The 21,338-nt window shown below is 73.0% G+C and carries 19 protein-coding genes and 1 pseudogene; 7 read left to right on the top strand and 13 right to left on the bottom strand.

Going from position 1 to position 21,338, the window contains the following annotated elements:
* Nucleotides 1-75 precede the first annotated feature (75 nt).
* Together ACGFWE_RS14195 and ACGFWE_RS14190 are read left to right on the top strand one after the other, a co-directional pair.
* Entirely contained in the window at nucleotides 76-1,596 is a 1,521-nt protein-coding gene (locus tag ACGFWE_RS14195; RefSeq protein WP_393600032.1) for a von Willebrand factor type A domain-containing protein, read from the top strand.
* Nucleotides 1,597-1,668: 72 nt separating this feature from the next.
* On the top strand, nucleotides 1,669-3,588 hold the full coding sequence (locus ACGFWE_RS14190) for an AMP-dependent synthetase/ligase (RefSeq protein ID WP_393600031.1): 1,920 nt from the start codon (nucleotides 1,669-1,671) through the stop codon (nucleotides 3,586-3,588).
* Between the two features lie 63 nt (nucleotides 3,589-3,651).
* Here ACGFWE_RS14190 and ACGFWE_RS14185 read toward each other — a convergent pair whose 3' ends face one another.
* Entirely contained in the window at nucleotides 3,652-4,080 is a 429-nt protein-coding gene (locus tag ACGFWE_RS14185) for a rodlin (protein WP_352384140.1), read from the bottom strand.
* 253 nt (nucleotides 4,081-4,333) lie between these two features.
* Here ACGFWE_RS14185 and ACGFWE_RS14180 point away from each other — a divergent pair, with 253 nt between their 5' ends.
* The 3 genes and pseudogenes from ACGFWE_RS14180 to ACGFWE_RS14170 form a co-directional block, all read left to right on the top strand.
* Entirely contained in the window at nucleotides 4,334-4,738 is a 405-nt protein-coding gene (locus ACGFWE_RS14180; RefSeq protein WP_352384138.1) for a rodlin, read from the top strand.
* A gap of 263 nt (nucleotides 4,739-5,001) precedes the next feature.
* Entirely contained in the window at nucleotides 5,002-5,229 is a 228-nt protein-coding gene (locus tag ACGFWE_RS14175) for a chaplin (RefSeq protein WP_352384136.1), read from the top strand.
* A 128-nt stretch (nucleotides 5,230-5,357) separates the two neighbouring features.
* Nucleotides 5,358-5,507, top strand: a pseudogene (locus ACGFWE_RS14170) (chaplin family protein); the annotation flags it as partial.
* An 87-nt stretch (nucleotides 5,508-5,594) separates the two neighbouring features.
* Here the strand turns inward: ACGFWE_RS14170 and ACGFWE_RS14165 are convergent.
* The gene (locus ACGFWE_RS14165) at nucleotides 5,595-5,735 is read right to left on the bottom strand and encodes a hypothetical protein (RefSeq protein ID WP_352384394.1); all 141 of its coding nucleotides are present in this window, start codon (nucleotides 5,733-5,735) and stop codon (nucleotides 5,595-5,597) included.
* Between the two features lie 333 nt (nucleotides 5,736-6,068).
* Here ACGFWE_RS14165 and ACGFWE_RS14160 point away from each other — a divergent pair, with 333 nt between their 5' ends.
* Nucleotides 6,069-6,179 (top strand): LPXTG cell wall anchor domain-containing protein, encoded by a 111-nt coding sequence (locus ACGFWE_RS14160; protein ID WP_352384387.1) that lies wholly within the window; start codon nucleotides 6,069-6,071, stop codon nucleotides 6,177-6,179.
* 78 nt (nucleotides 6,180-6,257) lie between these two features.
* On the opposite strand, the gene ACGFWE_RS14155 is transcribed toward ACGFWE_RS14160, so the two are convergent.
* Nucleotides 6,258-7,544: an NAD(P)-binding domain-containing protein gene (locus tag ACGFWE_RS14155; protein WP_393600030.1), complete on the bottom strand. Its 1,287-nt coding sequence runs from the start codon at nucleotides 7,542-7,544 to the stop codon at nucleotides 6,258-6,260.
* A complete protein-coding gene (locus tag ACGFWE_RS14150; RefSeq protein WP_393600029.1) occupies nucleotides 7,544-8,869 on the bottom strand; it encodes an ATP-grasp domain-containing protein in 1,326 nt (441 codons plus the stop codon). Before ACGFWE_RS14150 ends, ACGFWE_RS14155 begins: the two co-directional genes overlap by 1 nt.
* 116 nt (nucleotides 8,870-8,985) lie before the next feature.
* Here ACGFWE_RS14150 and ACGFWE_RS14145 point away from each other — a divergent pair, with 116 nt between their 5' ends.
* Nucleotides 8,986-10,320 (top strand): glycoside hydrolase family 26 protein, encoded by a 1,335-nt coding sequence (locus ACGFWE_RS14145; RefSeq protein ID WP_393600028.1) that lies wholly within the window; start codon nucleotides 8,986-8,988, stop codon nucleotides 10,318-10,320.
* 22 nt (nucleotides 10,321-10,342) lie between these two features.
* Here the strand turns inward: ACGFWE_RS14145 and ACGFWE_RS14140 are convergent, their stop codons facing one another.
* From ACGFWE_RS14140 to ACGFWE_RS14100, 9 genes are all read right to left on the bottom strand, one after another.
* Complete coding sequence (locus ACGFWE_RS14140) at nucleotides 10,343-11,440, bottom strand: GNAT family N-acetyltransferase (protein ID WP_393600027.1); 1,098 nt, start codon at nucleotides 11,438-11,440, stop codon at nucleotides 10,343-10,345.
* Nucleotides 11,437-12,093, bottom strand: a complete 657-nt coding sequence (locus tag ACGFWE_RS14135) for a lipopolysaccharide biosynthesis protein (protein ID WP_352384128.1) — start codon at nucleotides 12,091-12,093, stop codon at nucleotides 11,437-11,439. The genes ACGFWE_RS14140 and ACGFWE_RS14135 overlap by 4 nt, the downstream gene beginning before the upstream one ends.
* Nucleotides 12,090-13,235: a glycosyltransferase gene (locus ACGFWE_RS14130; RefSeq protein ID WP_393600026.1), complete on the bottom strand. Its 1,146-nt coding sequence runs from the start codon at nucleotides 13,233-13,235 to the stop codon at nucleotides 12,090-12,092. The genes ACGFWE_RS14135 and ACGFWE_RS14130 overlap by 4 nt, the downstream gene beginning before the upstream one ends.
* A 1-nt stretch (nucleotide 13,236) precedes the next feature.
* Nucleotides 13,237-13,992 carry a polysaccharide deacetylase family protein gene (locus ACGFWE_RS14125; RefSeq protein ID WP_393600025.1) on the bottom strand — a complete coding sequence of 252 codons (756 nt, stop codon included), beginning with the start codon at nucleotides 13,990-13,992 and terminating at the stop codon, nucleotides 13,237-13,239.
* On the bottom strand, nucleotides 13,982-15,622 hold the full coding sequence (murJ, locus tag ACGFWE_RS14120; RefSeq protein ID WP_352384123.1) for a lipid II flippase MurJ: 1,641 nt from the start codon (nucleotides 15,620-15,622) through the stop codon (nucleotides 13,982-13,984). Before murJ ends, ACGFWE_RS14125 begins: the two co-directional genes overlap by 11 nt.
* A 506-nt stretch (nucleotides 15,623-16,128) precedes the next feature.
* A complete protein-coding gene (locus tag ACGFWE_RS14115) occupies nucleotides 16,129-17,493 on the bottom strand; it encodes an O-antigen ligase family protein (protein ID WP_393600024.1) in 1,365 nt (454 codons plus the stop codon).
* A 6-nt stretch (nucleotides 17,494-17,499) separates the two neighbouring features.
* Nucleotides 17,500-18,924 (bottom strand): exopolysaccharide biosynthesis polyprenyl glycosylphosphotransferase, encoded by a 1,425-nt coding sequence (locus tag ACGFWE_RS14110; RefSeq protein ID WP_393600023.1) that lies wholly within the window; start codon nucleotides 18,922-18,924, stop codon nucleotides 17,500-17,502.
* Nucleotides 18,921-20,096 (bottom strand): glycosyltransferase, encoded by a 1,176-nt coding sequence (locus ACGFWE_RS14105; RefSeq protein ID WP_352384118.1) that lies wholly within the window; start codon nucleotides 20,094-20,096, stop codon nucleotides 18,921-18,923. Before ACGFWE_RS14105 ends, ACGFWE_RS14110 begins: the two co-directional genes overlap by 4 nt.
* A gap of 49 nt (nucleotides 20,097-20,145) precedes the next feature.
* A complete protein-coding gene (locus ACGFWE_RS14100; RefSeq protein WP_393600022.1) occupies nucleotides 20,146-21,258 on the bottom strand; it encodes a DUF3344 domain-containing protein in 1,113 nt (370 codons plus the stop codon).
* Nucleotides 21,259-21,338: the final 80 nt, after the last annotated feature.

Here is a 21,338-nt window from a genome sequence, read left to right as displayed (position 1 = left end):
CGTAGCGCACGTTCCGGCCCCCCGGCCCGTCACAGTCGCAGAAGCCGACGTCAACAGGCCCAGGGGGTACGGACGATGGAGCGACAGCGGACACGACAGGTGATGCTCGCCCTCACACTGGCGGGCGGACTCCTGCTCACCGGTTGCGGTGACGGCGACAGCGGAGGCGGGAACAGCGCAGACGGAGCGAGGGGAGACTCGAACGCCCCGGCCTTCCCGGCCCCGAACCAGCCACAGGGCGAACAGGACTCGCAGGAGTCCCGCGGTGACCAGGTCACCCCGTCCCCCGACTACCTCTCCACCTTCGCCCTCGACGTGGACACCGCCTCCTACGGCTACGCCCGCCGCACCCTCGCCGAGGGCCGCCGCCCCGCACCCTCGACGATCCGCCCCGAGGAGTTCGTCAACAGCTTCCGCCAGGACTACAAGCGCCCCGACGGCAACGGCTTCACGGTCACCGTCGACGGCGCCCGCACCGACCGCGACGACTGGTCCCTGGTCCGCGTGGGCCTGGCCACGAGGAGCGCACCGGACAACGCGGACGACCGCGCGCCCGCCGCCCTCACCTTCGTCATCGACATCTCCGGCTCCATGTCCGAACCCGGCCGCCTCGACCTCGCCCAGCGGTCCCTCGACACCATGACGAAACGGCTGCGCGACGACGACTCGGTCGCCCTCGTCACCTTCAGCGACCGGGCCAGGAAGGTCCTGCCGATGACCCGCCTCGGCGGCCACCGCGACCGGATCCGCGAGGCCGTCGACAGCCTGGAGCCGACGTTCTCCACCAACCTCGGCGCGGGCGTCGAGACCGGCTACAAGACGGCCGTCGAGGGCCTGCGCAAGGGCGCCACCAACCGGGTCGTCCTCATCTCCGACGCCCTCGCCAACGACGGCGAGACCGACGCCGACGCCATCCTCGACCGCATCGACACCGCCCGCCGCGAGCACGGCATCACCCTCTTCGGCGTCGGCGTCGGCAGCAACTACGGCGACGCCCTCATGGAACGCCTCGCCGACAAGGGCGACGGCCACACCGTCTACGTCTCCGGCGACGACGCCGAGAAGGTCTTCTGCGAGCAGCTCCCGCAGAACATCGACCTGACCGCCCGCGACGCCAAGGCCCAGGTCGCCTTCGACCCCGAGACCGTGGCCTCCTTCCGCCTCATCGGCTACGACGACCGCCGTGTCGCCGACGACGACTTCCGCGACGACCGCGTGGACGGCGGCGAGGTCGGCCCCGGCCACACGGTCACCGCGCTCTACGCCGTCCACACCCGCCCCGATGCCGACGGCCACCTCGCCACGGCCACCGTCCGCTGGCAGGACCCCAAGTCCCGCGCCCTGCACGAGAAGTCGGCCGCACTGGAGACCTTCGACGGTTCGCTGCGGGACGCGAACCCCCGCTTCCAGGTCGACGCGGTGGCCGCCTACTTCGCCGACGCCCTGCGGGGCGACTACGCCGACAACCACCTGCCGGGCAGGCTCTCCCTGAGTGAACTCGCCGACTGGGCAGAGAAGTTGGCGGACCAAACCGAGGACAGCGCGGTACGCGGGCTCGCCGACACCATCCGCCAGGCACGGCACCTCACGGACTGACGCCGGACCCATTGACCTTTTCTTACTTGTGAGTAAGTTAGCCACCCAGTCGGAGCCGACCGGGGAGCCACCATGGGCGTACGCAAGGACCTGAAGAGGGCGAAGCAGCGCACCGACCTGGCGAGTCGCACCAAGGTCGAGGTCATCAGGGACGAGGACGGTGTCGTACGCGAGGCCCGGACACCGCCCCTCGCCCCGCGTCCGGCCACCGGCAGCATCGCCGACCTCCCCTTCACCAACGCGGCCGAGACGCCCGACACGGTGGTGCTGCACCGCAAGGAAAAAGGGACCTGGAAGCCCGTCACGGCCGCCGCCTTCGCCCGCGAAGTGACCGCGGTGGCCAAGGGGTTGATCGCCGCCGGCGTCGAACCCGGCGGTCGCGTCGCGGTGATGTCCCGCACCCGCTACGAGTGGACGGTCCTGGACTTCGCGATCTGGGCGGCCGGCGGCCAGACCGTCCCCGTCTACGCCACCTCCTCCGCCGAGCAGGTGGACTGGATCGTCCGCGACTCCGGCGCCCGCCACATCGTGACCGAGAACGCCGGGAACGCGGCGACGGTCACCACCGGCACCGCGGGACACCCGGTGAGGCCGCGCGTATGGCAGTTGGACTCGGATGCCCTCGACGAACTCACCGCCCTCGGCCGCGACCTCCCCGACGAGGAGGTCACCAAGCGCCGCGCCGCCCTGACCCCCGACACCATCGCCACCGTCTGCTACACCTCCGGCACCACCGGCCGCCCCAAGGGCTGCGTCCTCACCCACGCCAACCTGCACGCCGAGGCCGCCAACACCGTCGAGCTGCTCCACCCCATCTTCAAGGAGGTCACCGACCAGACCGCCTCCACCCTCCTGTTCCTCCCGCTCGCCCACATCATGGGCCGCACCCTGCAGATCGCCTGTCTGATGGGCCGCATCGAGATCGGGCACTGCCCGAGCATCAAGCCGGACGAACTGCGCCCGGCACTCAAGGAGTTCCGGCCCACCTTCCTGGTCGGCGTGCCGTACCTCTTCGAGAAGATCCACGCCACCGGCCGCGCCACCGCCGAGAAGATGGGCCGCGCCGCCTCCTTCGACCGCGCCCACCGCATCGGCGTCCGCTTCGGCGAGGCGTACCTGAACAGGTTCCTGGGCCGGGGCAAGGGACCGGGCCCCGGCCTCTACGCCGCCTGGGGCCTGTACGACCTGCTGGTCTACCGCCGTATCCGCAAGGAACTCGGCGGCCGCATGCGCTACGCCATCAGCGGCGGCTCACCCCTGGACCGCGAACTCAACCTCTTCTTCTCCGCGGCCGGGATCATCATCTACGAGGGCTACGGCCTCACCGAGACCAGCGCCGCCGCCACCATCGTCCCGCCCCTGCATCCCCGCCCCGGCACGGTCGGACAGCCGATTCCCGGCACCTCGATCCGCATCGCCGACGACGGCGAGGTCCTCATCAAGGGAGGGGTCGTCTTCGGCGCCTACTGGAACAACCCCGAGGCCACCGACGCCGTCCTGAAGGACGAGTGGTTCGCCACCGGCGACCTCGGCGCCCTCGACGAGGACGGCTATCTCACCATCACCGGCCGCAAGAAGGACCTCCTCGTCACCTCCGGCGGCAAGAACGTCTCCCCGGCCGTCCTGGAGGACCGCCTGCGCAGCCGGGCCCCCGTCGGCCAGTGCCTCGTCGTCGGCGACAACCGCCCCTTCGTCGCCGCCCTGATCACCCTCGACCCCGAGGCGATGGCCCACTGGCTGTCGGTCCGGGGACTGCCCGCCGACACCCCGCACGCCGAACTCGTCAAGGACGAACGGCTGCGCGCCGACATCCAGAAGGCCGTCGACCACGCCAACGCGGCCGTCTCCCGCGCCGAGTCGATCCGCGCCTTCCGGCTGGTCGAGGGGGAGTTCACCGAGGACAACGGCATGCTCACGCCGTCCCTGAAGGTCAAGCGGCATGTGGTGACGGCGGCCTACGCGCAGGAGATCGAGGCGCTGTACGGGCACTGACACGCCGAAGGGGCCGCCGAGATGCTCGGCGGCCCCTTCGGCCTCGACCAGTGAGGCCCGGAATCAGTGGTCGGACTTCTTGTCGTCGGACTTCTTGCCGTTGGACTCCTCGGCGGTGGACAGGATCGACACGTCCTCCAGCAGGTGGGCCAGCGCACCGTCCCGCTTGGCCTGGGTCGAGTTCTCGGCACACTGCTGGGTCTGCTGGTCCGAAAGGATCGGCACGTCCTGGACGTTGACGACCTGGAGCACACCGATGGGCAGGTCGCTGACGGCGAGGCAGGGCTTGTTGAAGGAACCCTGGATCAGCGCCATCTGCGGGCTCATGTTCCCGTAGGTGCTCGAGTTGCCGAAGCTCTGCCACGCACCGTTGCCGTTCGCCACGGTCGGCCCCTGGTCGTTGCCGATCGCGAGTGCCTGCGGAGCCGCGGCGGCGGAGGCACCCATGGCGGACGCGGCCATCGCCGCGGTGGCAACAATCTTCTTGATCACTGGCCAGTCCTTTCTGAGGAAGCCCCGTGGACCGGAGCGTTCTGGCTAACTGCCTGCCCCCGACGAGGTTTCTCCCGTTCACTCCGACGGCGGATAGCGAGGAGCGGCCCGGAACGCCCCCGGAACCCGATGACGGCCGGAAGCCCCCCTGAAGAGCCATAGGGCCAATGGAGTGAACGCCCGCAACCATTCCTCACGTGCCGGGTTGATGTGGCAGTAGGGCATTGTGTCGCTACGAGGAAAGGAACGCGAAGTGCTTAAGAAGGCAATGGCCGCCGCGGCGGCCGCCGCTTCTGTCGTTGGAATGTCGGTGGCGGCAGCTCCGACGGCGCTTGCCATCGGCAACGACAACGGGCCGACCGTGGCGAACGGTAACGGCGCCACGTCGTCGTTCGGCAATTCGGCGACCAAGGGTGACATGAGCCCCCAGCTCTCGCTGGTCCAGGGCACGCTCAACAAGCCCTGCCTCGGCCTGAGCGACACCAACGTCGGTGTCCTGCAGGTCGTCAACGTCCAGGACGTGCCGATCCTGTCGGACCAGCTGACCCAGCAGTGCTCCGACAACTCCACCCAGTCCAAGCGGGACGGCGCGCTGTCGCACGTCCTGGAGGACCTGTCGGTTCTGTCGGCCAACTCCGAGAGCAACGACAAGAAGTAAGTCGAATCCGACTGACCGGACGGCTCGCAGCACTGTCTGCGGGTCGTCCGGCTTTTCTGCGTGCACCTTTTGCCACGCGCTCGAAGGTGAAAAGAGTGACCGCGGAGTGCAATCGAGTGAATTCTGCCGCGCCACGCGTTCGGTAGTTTCTCCGTCGGCTATCCCTCGTTCTACAGCCTGCAGGTCATGACGCGAGCCGTTCCGTCTGTGCTCGCTCGGTCACATGCCGACAAAGGGGCATGACCGCAGAGAAGGGAAATCTCATGAAGAAGACCGCCGCTGTCGCCGCGGGCATGATCATGGCCTTCGGCGTGGCCGCCCCGGCCTTCGCGGACGCCGACGCGCAGGGCGCCGCCATCGGTTCCCCGGGTGTCCTCTCCGGCAACGTGGTGCAGGTTCCGATCCACATCCCGATCAACGTGTGCGGCAACACCGTCAACGTGGTTGGTCTGCTGAACCCGGCGTTCGGCAACGTGTGCGTGAACCACTGACCACGTAACACCTCAGCCGTACCGGCTGACCTGGCCGGCCTTGGACCGCTCGATTCCGTCCGGGGCCGGCTTTTCCCACTTCTACAAGCAGGAAGACAACGAGATTGCGACAGACCCTGAGTAGGGGAATGGTCGCGGCCGCCGCTGCGACAAGCATTCTGTCCCTGTGCAGCAGCCCCGTCCTCGCCGGCACGCACGCGAGCGGGGTCGCCACGGATTCGTCCGGCGTCCTGTCCGGCGACAGTGTGGCGGCGCCCGTCGAGGTGCCGGTCAACGCCTGCGGAGACTCCGTCGACGTGGTCGCCGCGCTCGATCCGGCGTTCGGCAACTCCTGCGCCGATGAACCGAGTTCTGGCAGACCCGGCTCACGCGGCGTGCCGCATGGCGACGACTCCGGTTACGGCGGCGACTCCGGGGACGAAGGGGGCGGCGGGTACGGGGGCGACTCCGGGCAGGAGGAGGGCGGCGGGTACGGGGACCAGACGCCTCCGCCTGGTGATCACCACACGCCGCCTCCCGGTGGCCATCACACGCCTCCGCCGGGCGACCACACCCCACCTCCTGGCGGTGACCACACGCCGCCTCCCGGTGATCACACGCCACCTCCTGGTGGTGACCACACACCTCCGCCCGGCGATCACACACCTCCGCCGGGGGACCACACGCCGCCCCCTGGCGGTGACCACACGCCCCCGCCCGGTGGCGAGAACTCCCCGCCTCCAGGCGGCCACACGCCGCCCCCCGGTGGTGACCACACGCCACCTCCGGGCGACCACACGCAGCCCCCCGGTGGTGAGAACAGCCCGCCTCCCGGTGGTCATCACACGCCTCCGCCCCAGCTGCCGCACACCGGTGCCGAGGCCATGCTGGCCGCTTCCGGTGCCAGCGCCGCGATGATCGTGGGTGGGGTCGTCCTGTACCGCCGCGGCCGAGCCGCCTCCCGACGGTAGTGCGCCGGGTGCCGGACGGCGAACGTCCGGCACCCGCGGCCCGGTACCCGGGACACCGCATCCGAGGCTCGACGGGCGTCAGCCGCGCACACCCGCCGGTGCCCCGCTGTGCCCCCGCCTCCCCGGCGCCGGAACCGCCGCTCCCACGTCCCCGGCCCGCAGCCGGCGCCGCACCCCCCGTACCAGCGTCCCCGCCGTGTAGGCCGCTCCGTGCACGAACCGCATCGCCGGGCCGAACCCCGGCGCGGTGATCAGGCCGGCCAGGAACAGGCCGCGGTGTGAGGACTCGAAGACGGAGGTCACCCGGGGTGAACCGGCCGCGCCGCTCGTGAGGCCGGCGCGCAGGTCGGGGGAGAGAAGGGTCAGGCGGTCACAGGTGGCCGCGAACCCGGTGGCCGAGATGACGTGGTCGGTCTCCAGGGTCGCCAGGACTCCGGTCCCCTCGCCGCCGGTCCGGTGCACCACCTCCAGCCGTACCCCGGCCCCGTCCCGCACCGGCCCCGCCGCCGCGACCTCGTGACCGGGCAGGACCTCCACCGCCCCCTCGACCCGGTCCCTCACCCACCACGCGCCCGCGGGACCGAGTGCCGTCGCGGCGACGCGGGTGCGGGTCGATTCCGGGAGGCGGTGGAAGAGGCCGGGGCGTTCGGCGTAGAACCAGTTGCGCCAGCCGCAGCCCAGGCCGCTGTGCGGGGCGCGGGCCGACTGCCACCAGGGGCGTTCCCACGGCGGTGGCACGTCGTTCCAGGACAGGCGGTCGGCGCGCACCAACACCCGTACTCGCGTGCCCTGTTCGGCGAGCAGGGCAGCGGTCTCCAGCGCCGCCTGGCCGCCCCCGACGACCGTCACGTCCCGTCCGCGGAAGCGGGAGAGGTCGTGATGGTGGCTGCTGTGCGAGACGAGGGACGGGGGCAGGTCGCGCAGGGCCGGCGGGATCTCGACGAAGGGCATCACGCCGACCGCCAGGGCGACCGTACGGGCGTGCACGACCTGTCCGTCCTCCGTGACCGCCTCGAAGCCGCCGGGGCAGGGGGTCACCCGGGTCACCATGCGTTCGTCGACCTCGGGCGCGGTGTTGCGCGCGAACCACAGACCGTACTCGGCGAACGTCTCCACCGGGATCGGCTCCCCGTGCCGGGCCGCCGTCCGCTGGTCCGCGCAGTACCGGTCCAGCTGCCAACGGCCGTCCGGATCCGAGAGGTTGGAGGCCCAGGGCTCCGACTTGAGGAACATGCCGCGGGGCATGTGGTCCCGCCAGGACGCCATGGGGCGGCCGAAGACACGCAGCCTGAGCCCGGCGGCCGCGGCGTGGGAGGCGATGGACAGGCCGTAGGGCCCGGCGCCCACCACCAGTAGGTCGTACATCAACAACTGCTCGCTTTCTCGTCACAGACGTCGTCACAGACGCCATCGCAGACGTCATCGGAGACGTTCTCGGACAGGTCGTGGGGCAGGTCGTGGGACGGGGCGGTCGGCGACTCGCCGGCGGAGGCGGTCGCGCCCGCCGCCCCCCGCACGCGATCCAGCAGCCGACCCGACACATGACGCCCCCACAGGCCCCACAGGGCCCGCCCGGGCCCCCGGTCGTCGCGCGCGTTCCAGGCCAGTTCGCGGCCGGCGGGAGGGGCGGGCCGCAGCGCGTTCAGCGGGGCGTAGTTCTCCACCACGAACTCCCGCCCCGGCAGCGGCGCCCCGTCCGGCAGCGGACGGTGGGTCAGGTCCAGGTGCAGGGCGCGTACGACGTCCAGCCCGGCGGTGTCGGTGAAGAGCCGGAACTGGGCTCCGGGGCGCGGGTTGAAGTCGAGGAGGTGATAGCGCCCCGTCGTGCCGCAGCGGCGGAAGTCGAGGTCGAAGATGCCGCGGTAGCCCAGCTCGCCCGCCAGCCGCTCGGCGAGCAGCTGTACTTGCGGATTGGGTGCCCAGCGGCCGACCGCCGTCAGTCCGGCGCCGCGCGGCCAGGCCCGCGACTTGACGCCGGGGCCGCCGCCGCACACCGCCCCCGAGCGGTCGGCGTACCCGTGGAAGAACCAGTCCCGGTCGGGGCCCGCAGGCAGGAAGGCCTGCAGCAGCAGCCGGCTGCCGGCCTCCCCGGTCCGCAGATACAGTTCCCGCGCCTCCTGCGCCGAGCGGACCACGACCGTGCTGCGCAGCCCGGCCCCGGCAGGAAGCAGCCAGGGCCGGCTCCACTTGGCGATCAACGGGAGCCCCAGTCCCCGGGCGGCGCTCGCGGCGTGCTCCGCGCTCTCCGGGATGACCGTCTCCGGATGAGGCACCCCCGCCGCCGCGCACACCCCGGCCAGTTCCGCCTTGTCGGCCACGCGTTCGGGCAGCGTGCCCGGCTGCTGCGGCAGGAGGTAGGCGGGGGCCAGTTCCTCACGCAGCCGGCCCACCGCGATGCCGCTCGCGTCGTCCATCGGGATCAGCACGGCCGGACGCGCGACGCCGGTCGCGATCCGGCGCAGTGCGGCGGCGATGTCGGCGAGGGAGGCGCCGGGCGGCGGCGGGGGGTGGATCTGGCGTACGAAGCGCGAATTGCGTACGGGACTTCCGGTGGCGTCGGCGACGAGATGGACCTGGACCCCCGCCCTGCCGAGTGAGCGTACGGCCCCCAGCGTTCCGTGGTGAAAGGGATTCCGGTCGATCCGCAGCAGGACGGCGGGGACGCGGGTGTCGAGCAGCGACACGGGCATTTCCTTCGGGTGGTTTCACTCGGGCGGGCGATCGGTGCACTCGAAAGCCGCAACCGCGGTGGCGTTGGTCGTATTGATGTGACTGAGTGTCAGTTATCGGAGAGAAAGGAGCAGGCATGTCCTCACAGCAGCGAGGGGCCCGTTCCCGACGACTGGCGGTCACCATGGCGGCGGTCGCCGCGTCGGTCGTCCTGGGGTCGGGTCCGGGTTTCGCCGCGGGGACGGCGCGGGTCGCCGATCCTCCCGCTCCGACACCCACGGTCACCCCGTCGGTCCCGGCGCCGACGGTCACCCCGCCGATCCCACCGAGTCCGCAGGCCGCACCGGTGTCGCCGGTCTCGCCCGTCCCCGTCACGCCGGTCCCGCCGGCGAAGGCCGGCCCCGCCTTCGGCGCCTACCTCGACTATGGCCCCCGAGGCGTGGCCCGGATCGCCGAGCTCAGTCAGTGGCTGGGCGGTGCCGAGCTGCGCGTCGGGCACACCTATCTGCCCGGCGACCGCTGGACCAACATCGAGGGCCGGCACGGCTTCCTCGACGTCTGGGCGGACTGGCGTACCCGGCAGGCCGACCGGATGCTCGTCCTCAACGTGCCGATGATGGAGCGCAACGAGGAGAACGTCTCCGACGCCGAGGTGCGGCAGCTGCTGCGCCGGGCCGCCGACGGGGCCTTCGACCGCCACTTCCGCGCGCTCGCCGAGCGGCTGGTCGAGCTGAAGGTGCCGGACACGATCGTCGTCCTCGGCTGGGAGATGAACGGCACCACGTACACCCACCGCTGCGGACCCGACCCGGAGGCGTGGAAGACGTACTGGAAGAGGATCGTCACCACGATGCGCGCGGTGCCGGGCCAGAAGTTCCGTTTCGACTTCGCCCCGAGCCGCGGCCGGGACGCCGTTCCCTGGACGGAGTGCTACCCCGGGGACGACACGGTCGACATCATCGGCATGGATTCGTACGACCAGCCGACCGGGCTGTCGTTCGACGAGCAGGTGAAGGAGCCGTACGGCCTTCAGGCCCAGGTGGACTTCGCGAAGGCGCACGGAAAGCCCATCTCCTACCCGGAGTGGGGACTCTTCCGCAACGGTGACAACTCCGCGTACATGCGGAGCATGCTCGCGTGGATGGACGTGCACAAGCCGCTCTACAACACGCTGACGGACTACTGTCCGCACGGTGTCTGGCAGTGCGCCGACAACCCCAGGTCCTCGCAGGTGTACCGGTCCGTGCTCTTCGGCCGCACCGACGACCCGACCCCGCAGCCGACCGAGCCCGGCGGAAGCACCACACCGACGACTCCGGTGACTCCTTCCGCACCCGTCACTCCGACCGCACCGGCCGCCACGCCCGTGCCCCCGGCCAACTGCTCCCCGGTGCAGCTGGGCGACTGGGTCGAGTACTGGCTCGGCGGGAAGCTGTGCCTGCGCTTCGACTGGTGGTCGCGCAGCCGGTGAGACCCAGATGGCGGCGGGTCGGTCACGGCCCGTCGCCACCGCGCTCCCTCCACCGTCGCACCAGTTCCTTGCCCCGCCGCCGGGCGGCCACGTCGCACAGCGTCGCCGACAGCAGCGGGGCGGTGCGCCGCCGGGCCAGCAACAACCGCTGGTTGACGACCGGTTCGGGGCGCCAGTGATGCTTGTACGGCTCGTTGCCGCGCAGCAGGCTCAGCGTGCCGGGCCCGCCGGTACGGGTGTGCTCGGCGCACGCGTCGAGCAGCATCACCGCCACGTCCGCCTTGCTCTCCCGCAGCCGCGGATGGGCGCCGTAGAGATAGCCGCCCGCCAGCCGTCGCGACAGCAGCGTCAGGTCCACGGCCACCACGTCCTCGCCGAGGCGGAACTCGGTGACCACGGCGTCCCCCGAGCGCACCATCGGCTCGACCGACCGCACCAGGTGGTCACAGAACCGCGGCCGCAGATGCTCGGATGTCACCTTCCGCCCCTGCCACTGGAGTCGGTGCAGCTCCAGCAGCCGTCGCAGCGCCGTGTCCACCTCCTCCGGCCGCACCACCTGACGCTCGACGCCGAGCGCGGTCAGCTTGCGCAGCTTGGCCCGCACCCGCTGGGCCTTCGCCGAGGGCAGCCGGGCGACCAGCTCGTCCATCGGTACGGCCGGCAGCTCCAGGCACAGCGAGTCGCTCACCCTTCGACGCGGGCCGCGCCAGCGGTCGTAGATCCGCTCGGCCGCGCCCCCGGGACGTACCTCGCGGAAGTCGATCAGCGCGGTGCGGGCCGCCGAGGCGAGCCCCTCGGTGAGGGCGGTCACCGCCTCCTCGCCGCGCTCGTCGTCCAGCAGGACGTCCCCGTAGTCGGAGATCGCCCCGCCGAGCGGCACGAGCGTCGGCACCGGACGTCGTACCCGCATCAGCGGGGCGGCGGCGACGAGTTCGGGGCCGTCACGGACCAGCAGGAGGCGCAGCCGGCCGCGTCGGCCGTAGGACAGCCACCACGAGTGCAGCCAGGCGTGGCTCTGGAACGGGGTCGCCGCCGCGCACCTCCCGTACAACTCGCGCCAGTCCTGGGCGAGTTCGGCGAAGGCGGTGTCGTCGGTGACGAGTTCCACGGTGTACTTCACAGCTGTCCGTGGACGTCGGCGGCGGTGGCCGGGCTGGGTACGGACGGCGGTCGTGCGGGTTCCTCCGTGGCCCGCCGGGGCCGGACCAGCAGCACCAGGCCGCCGAGCAGACCGCCCGCGCTCGCCCCCACCAGACCCGTCACCGACGGCGACGCCGAGGACGGTCCGGCGGGGCGGGTGGCGCGGGCGAACTGCCGGAGCTCGACATGGGTGTCGGCCTGGGAGTCGTTCGCATGCCGGGTCAGCGCGCGCGAGACGGCGTTGGCCATGTCGGCGGCGAGGTCCGGGCGCGAGGAGGTGGCCGTGATCGCGACCATCGGCGCGTCCGGCGAGGTCGCCGTCTGCACGCTCGACTGCAGCGTCCTCACCGGCACGCCCGCCCACACCTGCGCGTCCCCGAGCACCGCGAGCTGTGGGGCGACCCGGCCGTAGGCCTGCGCGAAGCCCAGCGCGGTCGCGGAGTCGGACTTCTCGGTCGGTACGGCGACGACATAGCTGGTGGCCGTGTACGTCGGCGTTCTGGCCAGGCCGTACGTGCCGCCGAGCAGACCGCCGGCGAGGACACCGGCCGCGAGCAGGGACCAGGCCGGCAGCGACCTCGCCCGGGTGAGGACGCGGGACGGGCGGCGGGCGCCGGTGGGATTCTCGGTCATGAGGAACTGACTCCGTGGGGTGACGAGGGCGAGGAGTGGGCCGCCGCGTAGACGTCCATGAGCCGCGCGGCGCTGCGGGCGATGCTGTAGTGGCGGGCGGCGTCGGGCACGGTGCGCGGGAGGGGGCCCTCGGCGCGGGCCGCCGCCAGCGCCCGGGCGAACGCGTCGGGGCCGCCGGTCACACGGCGCGCGGCCGGCGCGGAGTGCGGGGGCAGGTCCTCGACCGCGGGACAGGCGGCGTAGCGCACCGGCAGCCCGGCGGCGAGGCCCTCCACGACGGCCAGACCGAACGCCTCCTCGGGGCACGCCGAGGCGAGCACATCCATCGCGGAGGTGAGCGAGGGAAGGTCGGGACCAGGAGATCCGTCGGGCACGCTGGGGCGTTCGCCGGTGAACAGGACGCGGTCCGCCACCCCGGCCGCCTGCGCGGTGCGCCGCAGGACGTGCTCCTCGGGACCACCGCCGACCAGCAACAGCCAGTAGTCAGCGGGGAGTTGGGCGAGCGCGTGGATGAGTACGTCGAACCGCTTGGCCGCCGTGAGCCGGCCGATGCCGCCGACGACGTACGCGGTCTCCGGCAGTCCGAGCCGTTGCCGGGTGCGCAGCCGCCGCTCCGGGTCGAAGCGGAAGCGGTCCAGGTCGATGCCGTTCGGCACGACCTCGATCCGTGGCGCGGGCACTCCCCAGCGCTTGAGCCGGTCGGCGACCGTGGGGGAGACGGCGACGGTGGAACGGCCGAGCCGCTCACTGGCCAGGTACAGCGCCCGGACGCCCGAGGTGAGCCTGCGTCCCTCCATCTGCGAGTCGCCGAGGGAGTGTTCGGTGGCCACGACCGCCCGGACGCCCGCGAGGCGCGCGGCGAGCCGGCCGTAGACGCAGGCACGGTAGAGGTGGGTGTGGACGAGGTCGTAGCGGCCCCGGCGGATGAGCCGGACCAGCCGGGGCAGCGCGGCCAGGTCGCGGTTGCCGGCCATGCCGAGGTGCGTGACCCGCACCCCGTCGGCTGTGAGCCCGTCGGCCACCGCGCCCGGGTTGGTGAGCGTCACGACCTCGCAGTCGACGGGCAGGTGCCGCAGCAGCAGCCGCAGTTGCTGCTCGGCGCCGCCGACGCCGAGGCCGGTGATGATGTGCAGGGCCCTCATGTCACAGACCCTCCACGGGGCGGCGCCGCAGCCGGTGCAGCCGGTACTTCAGGAACAGGCGTACGGCGTCGTCGTTCTGTCCGACGTGGACGCGGGGGAGGGCGTGCGGACCGGTGAGCGGGCCGGGGTCGATGCCGCAGGCGTACCGGTATCCGGCGCTCCGCACGGCCTCGACGGCCCGCTGGTCGAGCGTGCCGTAGGGGTAGCAGAAGCCCTCCACCGGTGCGTCGAGCAGGTCCTCCAGCGCGGCCCGGCTCTCGACGACCTCCGCCTTCAGCCGGAGGTCGTCCGCCGTGGTCAGGTCGACGTGGGTCAGACCGTGCGAGCCGATCTCGATCCCCGCCCGCGCCGCCTGCCGGATGCCGTCCGCCGTCAGGAGCGGCTTGCGCGGGCCCAGCGGATCCCAGGCGTTGTCGCCGCCGAGCCGGCCGGGCAGTACGAAGAGGGTGGCACCGAAGTCCAGTCGGCGCAGCACGGGCAGGGCATGGTCGACGAAGTCGGCGTAGCCGTCGTCGAAGGTGAGCCCCGCCAGGCGCCGGCCCTCGCCGCGCGCGCGTGCGGCCAGCAGCTCGGCCATGGACACGCCCCGCACCCCCCGCAGGGCGAGCCATCTCAGCTGCTGCTCCAGCCGCTCGGGAGTGACGGTGATGCGGTACGGGTCGTCCGAGCAGTTGGACACCGAGTGGTACATCGCCACCCAGGGAGCGGGACCGCGGCGGGGCGCCGTGCGGGTGCCTGCGGAGGAGTCAACGGCCATGTGTGAGCCTTCGGGTGAGGGCACGGGCCGCGGCCCGTACGGAACGGAGGGCGGGTGCGAAGCCCTGGGCGCCCAGGGCCAGGCCGACCAGGACGAACACGGCGGCCACGGTCGCCGCCCCCGCCAGAAGTCCCGGCAGCGGTTCCCCGGTGCGGCTCGCGACGAGCGCGCCCGCCGGCGTCGCGACCGCGGCCGCGCACACCGGCCGGCTCAGCTCCGCGAGCACCTGCCGGGTACGGACGGGGATACCGCGCGCGACGCCCCGGTACGCCGTCCCCATGCCGGCGAGCAGCAGCGCCGCCGTCACGGTGATCCCGGCGGCGTTGGCGGCGGCGATCCCGGACACGCCCCAGGGGCCCACCGCCAAGGCGCCGGACCACGAGGTGACGAGGATGCCCCCGGCCATCGCGCAGACCGGGTACCAGGTGGGGCGGCCGGCCGAGAAGTACGAGCGGACCAGCGCGCCGACCAGGGTCTGGCCGAGCAGCCCCAGGGCGTACACGCGCATCACGTCCGCCGTGGCCGCCGTGTCCCGGGCGGTGAACGCGCCGCGCTGGAAGAGGACTTCGATGATCTGCGGGGCGCACGCGATCACCGTGGCCGCACCGAGCAGCACCGTGCAGGCGGCCAGCGCCAGGTCCCGCTCCACGCGGGCGCGGGCCCGCTCGGTGTCCCCGTCGGCCAGTGCCCGCGCGACCACCGGGAAGGTGACCGTGCACAGCATCAACGACAGGGTCATCGGGATCTGGGCCACCTTCTGCGCGTAGTTCAGGTGCGAGATGGCCCCGGCGGGCAGGGCGGAGGCGAGGAAGCGCTCGACGAGGACCTGGGACTGCCGGCACAGCGCGAAGAGGAGGACGGGGGCGACGAGTGCCAGGGTCACCGCCCGGTCCGGGGTCTCGGCGGGCTCCTCCCGACGCACCGGGGAGCGCCGCAACTGCCGCCACACCGCGGGAAGTTGGACCGCAACCATCAGGGCACCGCCGGCCGCGACACCCACGGCGGCCGAACGCACCCCCCAGTCGCCGCCCAGCACGAACATCGCCGCGATGATGCCGGCGTTGTACGCCACGTAGATCGCGCCCGGCATCAGGAACTGCCGGTGGGCCCGCAGCACCGCGCTGCAGTACCCGGCGAGCCCGAAGCTCAGCACACAGGTCGCGGTGAGCCGGGTGCAGTCCACGGCCAGGGCGGGGTCGGGCAGGCCCGGCGCCAGGGCCTCGACCAGGTAGGGGGCGGTGACGACGATCAGCGCGGACGCGGCGACGAAGACCAGGGTCAGACGGGGCAGCGTGGCGGCGACCAGGGCGCGGACCGGGTCGCCCGGGGCACCCTGGGCACGCCGGGCGAGGGCCAGGCTGAACGCCGGGATCAGTACGAAGGCCAGCCCGTCCTCGATGAGCAGCGTGGCCGCGAACTCCGGCACGGTCCACGCCACCAGGAAGGCGTCCGTCCCGCTGCCGGCCCCGAACAACCGGGCCAGCGACTGATCCCGCACCAGCCCGAGCAGCGCCCCGGCGACGGACAGGGCGGCGGTGACGGCGGTGGCCTTGGCAAGGAAACGCCGGGAAACGGGAGGAAGTTCGGGAACCCCGGCGGGCGAGTCGACGGCACCGCGCGCCGTGGGCACGGGAAGCGGGGCGTCGGCGAGGAGGGGGGCGGGGGCAGAGCCGGCGGACCCGGAAGCGGGGCCCGCGCCGGACGCAGACCCGGCCGATCCGGAAGCCGGCCCAGGGTTGGCGCCCGGCCCGGCTGACCCGAAAGCCGGCCCAGGGTTGGCGTCAGACCTGGCTGCACCGGAAGCGGACCCAGGGTTGGCGCCGGGCCCGGCCGATCCGGAAGCCGGCCCAGGGTCCGCGCCTGGCCTGGCCGACCTGGAAGCCGGCCCGAGGTCGGCGTCAGACCCGGCCGATCCGGAAGCCGGCCCAGGGTCCGCCCCCGACCTGGCCGACCTGGAAGCCGGCCCGAGGTCGGCGTCAGACCCGGCCGACCCGGAAGCCGGCCCAGGGTCCGCCCCCGGCCCCGCCGACCCGGAAGCTTGCCCAAAGTCCGCGCCGGACCCAGCCGACCCGGAAGCTCGCCCGGGTTCAGCGGCGTCAGACCCGGCCGATGTCGGGGCACGCGGAGGTGTCGCCGTCATCGCGCTCCGGCCTCCTCGGTCTCGCCGGCCCCGTCCCGCGCCTGTGCGGAACCGCTCCCGTCCCGCGCCGCCACCGCCCCGCTCCCGACCAGCGCCCACCACGCCACCACCCCGAAGCACACCGCCGTCAGCACCGTCGAGGGGCCGCCGATGTCCGCGTACGCGAAGTCCGTCAGCTGCCACACCAGCAGTCCGCAGCCGACGAGCGCGCAGTCCAGCCCGCGCCCGGACCCGCGTGCCCGCACCAGTCCCCGCAGCCCGCACACCAGCAGGGCCAGCCAGCTGCCCGCGAGGGCGAGCAGGCCGGTCAGACCCTGTTCGGCGAGCACGAGGAGATACATGTTGTGGGGGGACAGCAGCGGTTGCCGGCGGAAGGCCGCGCCCGCACCCTCCGTGTCACTGCCGGCGGACAGGGCCAGCGAGGCGTGCCCGTCCCGCTGCTCGGGGAAGCCCTTCAACCCCACACCGGTCAGCGGCTGTTCGCGCCACATGCCGACGGCCGCCGCCCACATGGTGTACCGGTCGGTCACGGACTGGTCGGGGGCGTCGGTGACCTGCGTGATGCTGTCGATCCGCTCCTGCAGCTGCGCCGAACCCAGCCCGAACCCGCCCACCAGGACCACGCCGACGGCAGCCACCACGGCCCCCACCGACAGCGCCCGCCGCACCCCGGCCAGCACCAGCTGCACCGAGCACGTCACGGCCGTGGCGATCCACGCGCCCCGGCTGAAGGACAACGCGAGCGGCAGCAGCAGCGCGAGCGCGCACCCGGCGGCGACCACCCGCTGACGTACCGACGTCCGTCCGAGCGCCAGCCCGAGCGCGCAGACCAGCCCGAAGGAGACGACGGTCGCCATCCCCATCACGTCCGCCGGCCCGAAGGTGCCGACGGCCCGGATGTCCGCCCCCTGGTAGGAGGCGCCGGTCCCGGTCGCGTACTGGTGCACGCCGATCGCCCCCTGCCACCCGGCCAGGGCCACCAACGACCAGGCCAGCAGCCGGAAGTCGCGCCGGTCCCGGACCAGCAGCAGTACGGCCACCGGGACCAGCACGAACACCTGGAGATAGCGGCCCATACCGGTGAGCCCGGCCACCGGCGAGGACGCGCCCACCGCGGCGACGGCCAGCGCGGCCACCGGCAGACCGAGGACGACGGCGGCCGTTCGCGACAGGGGGCGCCGCCGCTCCCGCAGCAGCCGGACCACGCAGTACAGCACCACCAGTCCGGAGACCGCGTCGGCCGGCCCCGCACCGCTCTCGGCGGTCGGCGACACCGGCAGCGCCAGCAGCGCCACCACCGCCACCACCGGCAGAACGGGAGAGAGCTCCCGCACCCTCGGCAGGTTCAGTGCGAGACTCATGCGCGCTCAGCTCCCTGTCGGACGCACGAGCGCGGCCGCGGTGCGCAGCAGGATGCAGATGTCCTGCCACAGCGACCAGTTGTCGATGTAGGCGTTGTCGAACCGGCAGCGGTCCTCGATCGAGGTGTCACCGCGCAGACCGTGGACCTGGGCGAGCCCGGTGATGCCGGTCCGCATCCGGTGGCGGGCCGCGTAACCGGGGTAGGTCTGGCTGAACTTCGCAACGAAGTAAGGGCGTTCGGGCCGCGGGCCGACCAGGCTCATGTCGCCCCGCAGGACGTTCCACAGCTGGAGCAGCTCGTCCATCGAGGTACGGCGCAGGAAGCGGCACAGCCACGGCATCTGGTGCTCGTTCGCCACGCTCCAGCGCGTCGCCGCCTCGTGCGCGTCGACCGGCCGGTGGGTGCGGAACTTCAGCAGCGTGAACGGCTTGCCGTCGATGCCGATCCGCTCCTGCCGGAACACCACCCCCGGCCCGCCGTTCAGCCGCAGTGCCGCCGCGCACACCAGCAGCAGCGGGCTGACCAGCAACAGAAGCGTCCCGGACACGACCACGTCCAGCGCCCGCTTCCCGGCGCTGCCCCGCCGCCGCGACCCCATCACCAGACGCCGGCAGGAGAACCCGGCGAGCTGCTCCCTCATCTCGTACGACGGTGACTCCGCGTCGATCTCCCACACCGCGCACCCCGACTCGGCGAGCGCCCGCAGCAACGGCCCCTGCCGGGACCGTACGGACGGATGCACGATCAGGACGTCCCGTACGCCGTTCTGGATGAGCGCCCGCTCGACCTCCTCGCCGGTCGTCAGCACGGGCAGCCCCTCACCGCCGTCGGACTGCTCGCTCACGATCCCCACCGGCCGTACGCCACAGCCCGGATGGCGCAGTACGGCGGCGGCCACGCGCTGCGCGGTCGCCGCGGGGCCGATGACGAGGGCGGCGCGCGGACGGACCAGCCGGGTCACGCGCTGGCGCCGGCGCACGGTGCCGCGGCCCACGCAGGCCGCCACCGACTGGAGCAGGAAGCCGACGGCCAGGGTGGCCGGGGAGAGCGCCCGGTCCGCGTCGTACGAGGCCACCGCGGCGGCGAGGACCAGCCAGGCGACCGCGATCCTGGCGCACACGGCGGGCAGTTCGTCGAGGACGCCGGCCACCTGACGGGGCGGGTGCGGGCGCAGCAGTATCGACGCGGCCAGCAGCACGGCCACCAGCAGCGGCCGGAACCGGTCGCCGCTGAGCGCGAACGCCCCCACCAGGCCGGCGAGAAGGTCCGCGGTGAGCAGCGGGACCGGGGAGGCGGGGCGGGCCGTGGGCCGGCGGGCGGGGAACCGGAATCCGGCTCCCTGGTCGCGCGGCGGCATGATCGAAACGGATGAGAATCCGAGGTCCCGGGCCTGTCCGCCGGGGGAGGGGACGGTGCTTTCCGCGGTCACGAGTGGATGGGCTCCCTGTGCTCGGTGGGCGCGACGCGCGCGGCGAGCTCGGCGTCGAGCAGGTCGCGGTACAGGCCCGCCACCGCCTCGGACGTGCGCCGCACGTCGTGGGTGGACAGGACATGACGGCGGCCCCGGTGGCCGAGCGACTCGCGCAGCGACGGGTCGAGCAACAGCTCGGCGACGGCGCCGGCCAGTGCCGCCGGGTTCTCCGGGGGCGCCAGGCAGTGCGGTGCGAGGGCGGGCGGCAGGCTCTCCCGGGCGCCGTCCACGTCCGTCACCACCACGGGCCGCCCGCAGGCCATCGCCTCCAGCGGGGCGAGCGCCATGCCCTCCCAGCGCGAGGGCAGCACGACCAGATCGGCGGCCCGGTACCAGGGCACGGCATCGGCGACGGCCCCGGTGAAGAGCACGGACCGCGGGGCCCGTTCGCGCAGCCGGTCCCGCTCGGGTCCGTCCCCGACCAGCACCAGCCGGGCGTCCGGTACCTGGCGCAGCACCGTGTCCCACGCCCGCAGCAGGACGTCCTGTCCCTTCTGCCGGCACAGCCGCCCCACGCACACCACGAGGGGTGCCGCCGGATCGACCTCGGGCAGCAGCTGCGCCCGTACGGTGTCCGCGGTGGCGGGACGGAAGCGTTCGGTGTCGATCCCGTTGGGGATCACGCTCCACCGCCCCGCGATCCCGGCCCGCAGCCCCGTTCGGCGCTCCGCCTCGCTGACGCACACGGTTCGCGCGGACCAGCGTGATCCGGCCCGCTCCCAGCCGAGCGCGAGGGCGGCGGTGACGCCGCCGACGGCCTCGAACGACCAGGCGTGCGGCTGGAACACGGTGGGGATCCGTCCCCGCACGGCGAGCCGCCCGGCCAGTCCGGCCTTCGCGCTGTGCGCGTGCACCAGATGCGGCCGCACCTCCTCGATCACCCGGGCGAGCCGCCGTACCTCTCGAACGAGTGTCGGACCCGGCGAGCGCGTCGCCTCCCACTGCCGTACGTCCGCGCCCAGGGCCCGCAGGTCCGCGGTGAGGGGGCCGCGCGGGCAGGCGACCGTGACGTGCAGACCGGCGGCGACCTGGGCCCGCGTCAGGTCCGTCACCACCCGGGGCACCCCGCCGTCCACGGGTTGCGTGAGGTGCAGGACCCGCGGCCTGGGGTCGGTTGCTGACTGGTGCATTGCGCGGTTTCCTCGCTCAGGGACGGGCTCGGGACGGGCCGGAACGGGCCTACTGCCGGGCGTCGACGACGACGAAGAGCGCGCCGGCCCATGCCGCGTCCCGGTGGGAAACGAGCCGGAAGGCCAGGTGGTCACCGCCGTCGCGCAGGGCGTTTCCGAGTTCGAACACGTCCGAGTCGTAACCCAGCGTGTGCGCGTACGAGGGCACACGCTCCGGCGTGGGCGCCCCCACCTCGGAGATCGTCGAGTTCAGTACGTCGTCCCGGGGGCCTGCGGGACCGGCGAGCACGGTGTTCGAACCGCGGCCGGTCGACACGGTGAACGAATCACCCGTGCGGCCGCGGTCGCCGTCGTACGCGACGAGCCCGGCCCGGCCGGTGCCGTTCCTCGGCAGGCGCAGGCCGCCCAGGCGGATCTCCTGGACGGTACGGGAGTTCAGGGCGTCGAAGCCGTCCCAGAGGGAGAGGTGCCGCAGGGGCTGGGCCGCGTTCTCGTACGCCACCACCAGCGTCCAGCCGCCCCACGCCCCGGCCGTCGACCTGCCCATCGCCACATTGACCTGCGCGACCGTGTACAGGCCCGAACCGCTCTCCCGGACCAGCTTCGTGACGTCCGCCGAGGCCTGGTACGCGTCCGCGCCGTGCGTCACCCGGTGACCCACCACCGTGTCCGCGAGGAGCGCCTTGTACTCGCCGCCTGGTTCGGCGATCAGCACCCGCCCGTTGTCCTTCGGCGGTTTCTGCTCGCCCACCCGCAGATTGCCGCCCCAGTACAGGCGCGCGTACGTCACCCGTGAGCCCTCGGGGAGCCGGACCCCGGCACGGGAGGAGTTGTAGGTGTTGGGGTCGCGGTCCACGTCGACGTAGAACATGTCGAAGCCGCCGTTGACCCCCTTCCCGCCCGCGCGTGCGGCCGGGCAGGAGGCTGCGGCCCGGGCGCCGGTGGCACGGCAGCTGATGGAGATGTTGGCCGCGCGGACGATGCCGCCGTGCTGAGTCGCGCGGTACCGCTCGGTGAAGGGGAGCCGCCGCGCCTCCGCGGCCGACGGGGCGGTCGGCGGGGCGGAGACCGCCGCTTCGGCGCAGACCGGCGCGGCGAGGGCCGCCAGACAGAGCACGCCGGCCATCGCACGGCGCAGCAGTGGACCCGGGGAATTACGCATGACCGGCGTTGCCCTTTCCGGAAAATACGGCGCCCCGTTGCGTGCGACGTGCCGTCTGTGGGGGCGTCGGAGATCCGCAA

The organism is Streptomyces sp. NPDC048523, assembly GCF_043199815.1.
Classification (GTDB): domain Bacteria; phylum Actinomycetota; class Actinomycetes; order Streptomycetales; family Streptomycetaceae; genus Streptomyces.
This window is presented reverse-complemented; position numbering and strand designations above follow the sequence as displayed.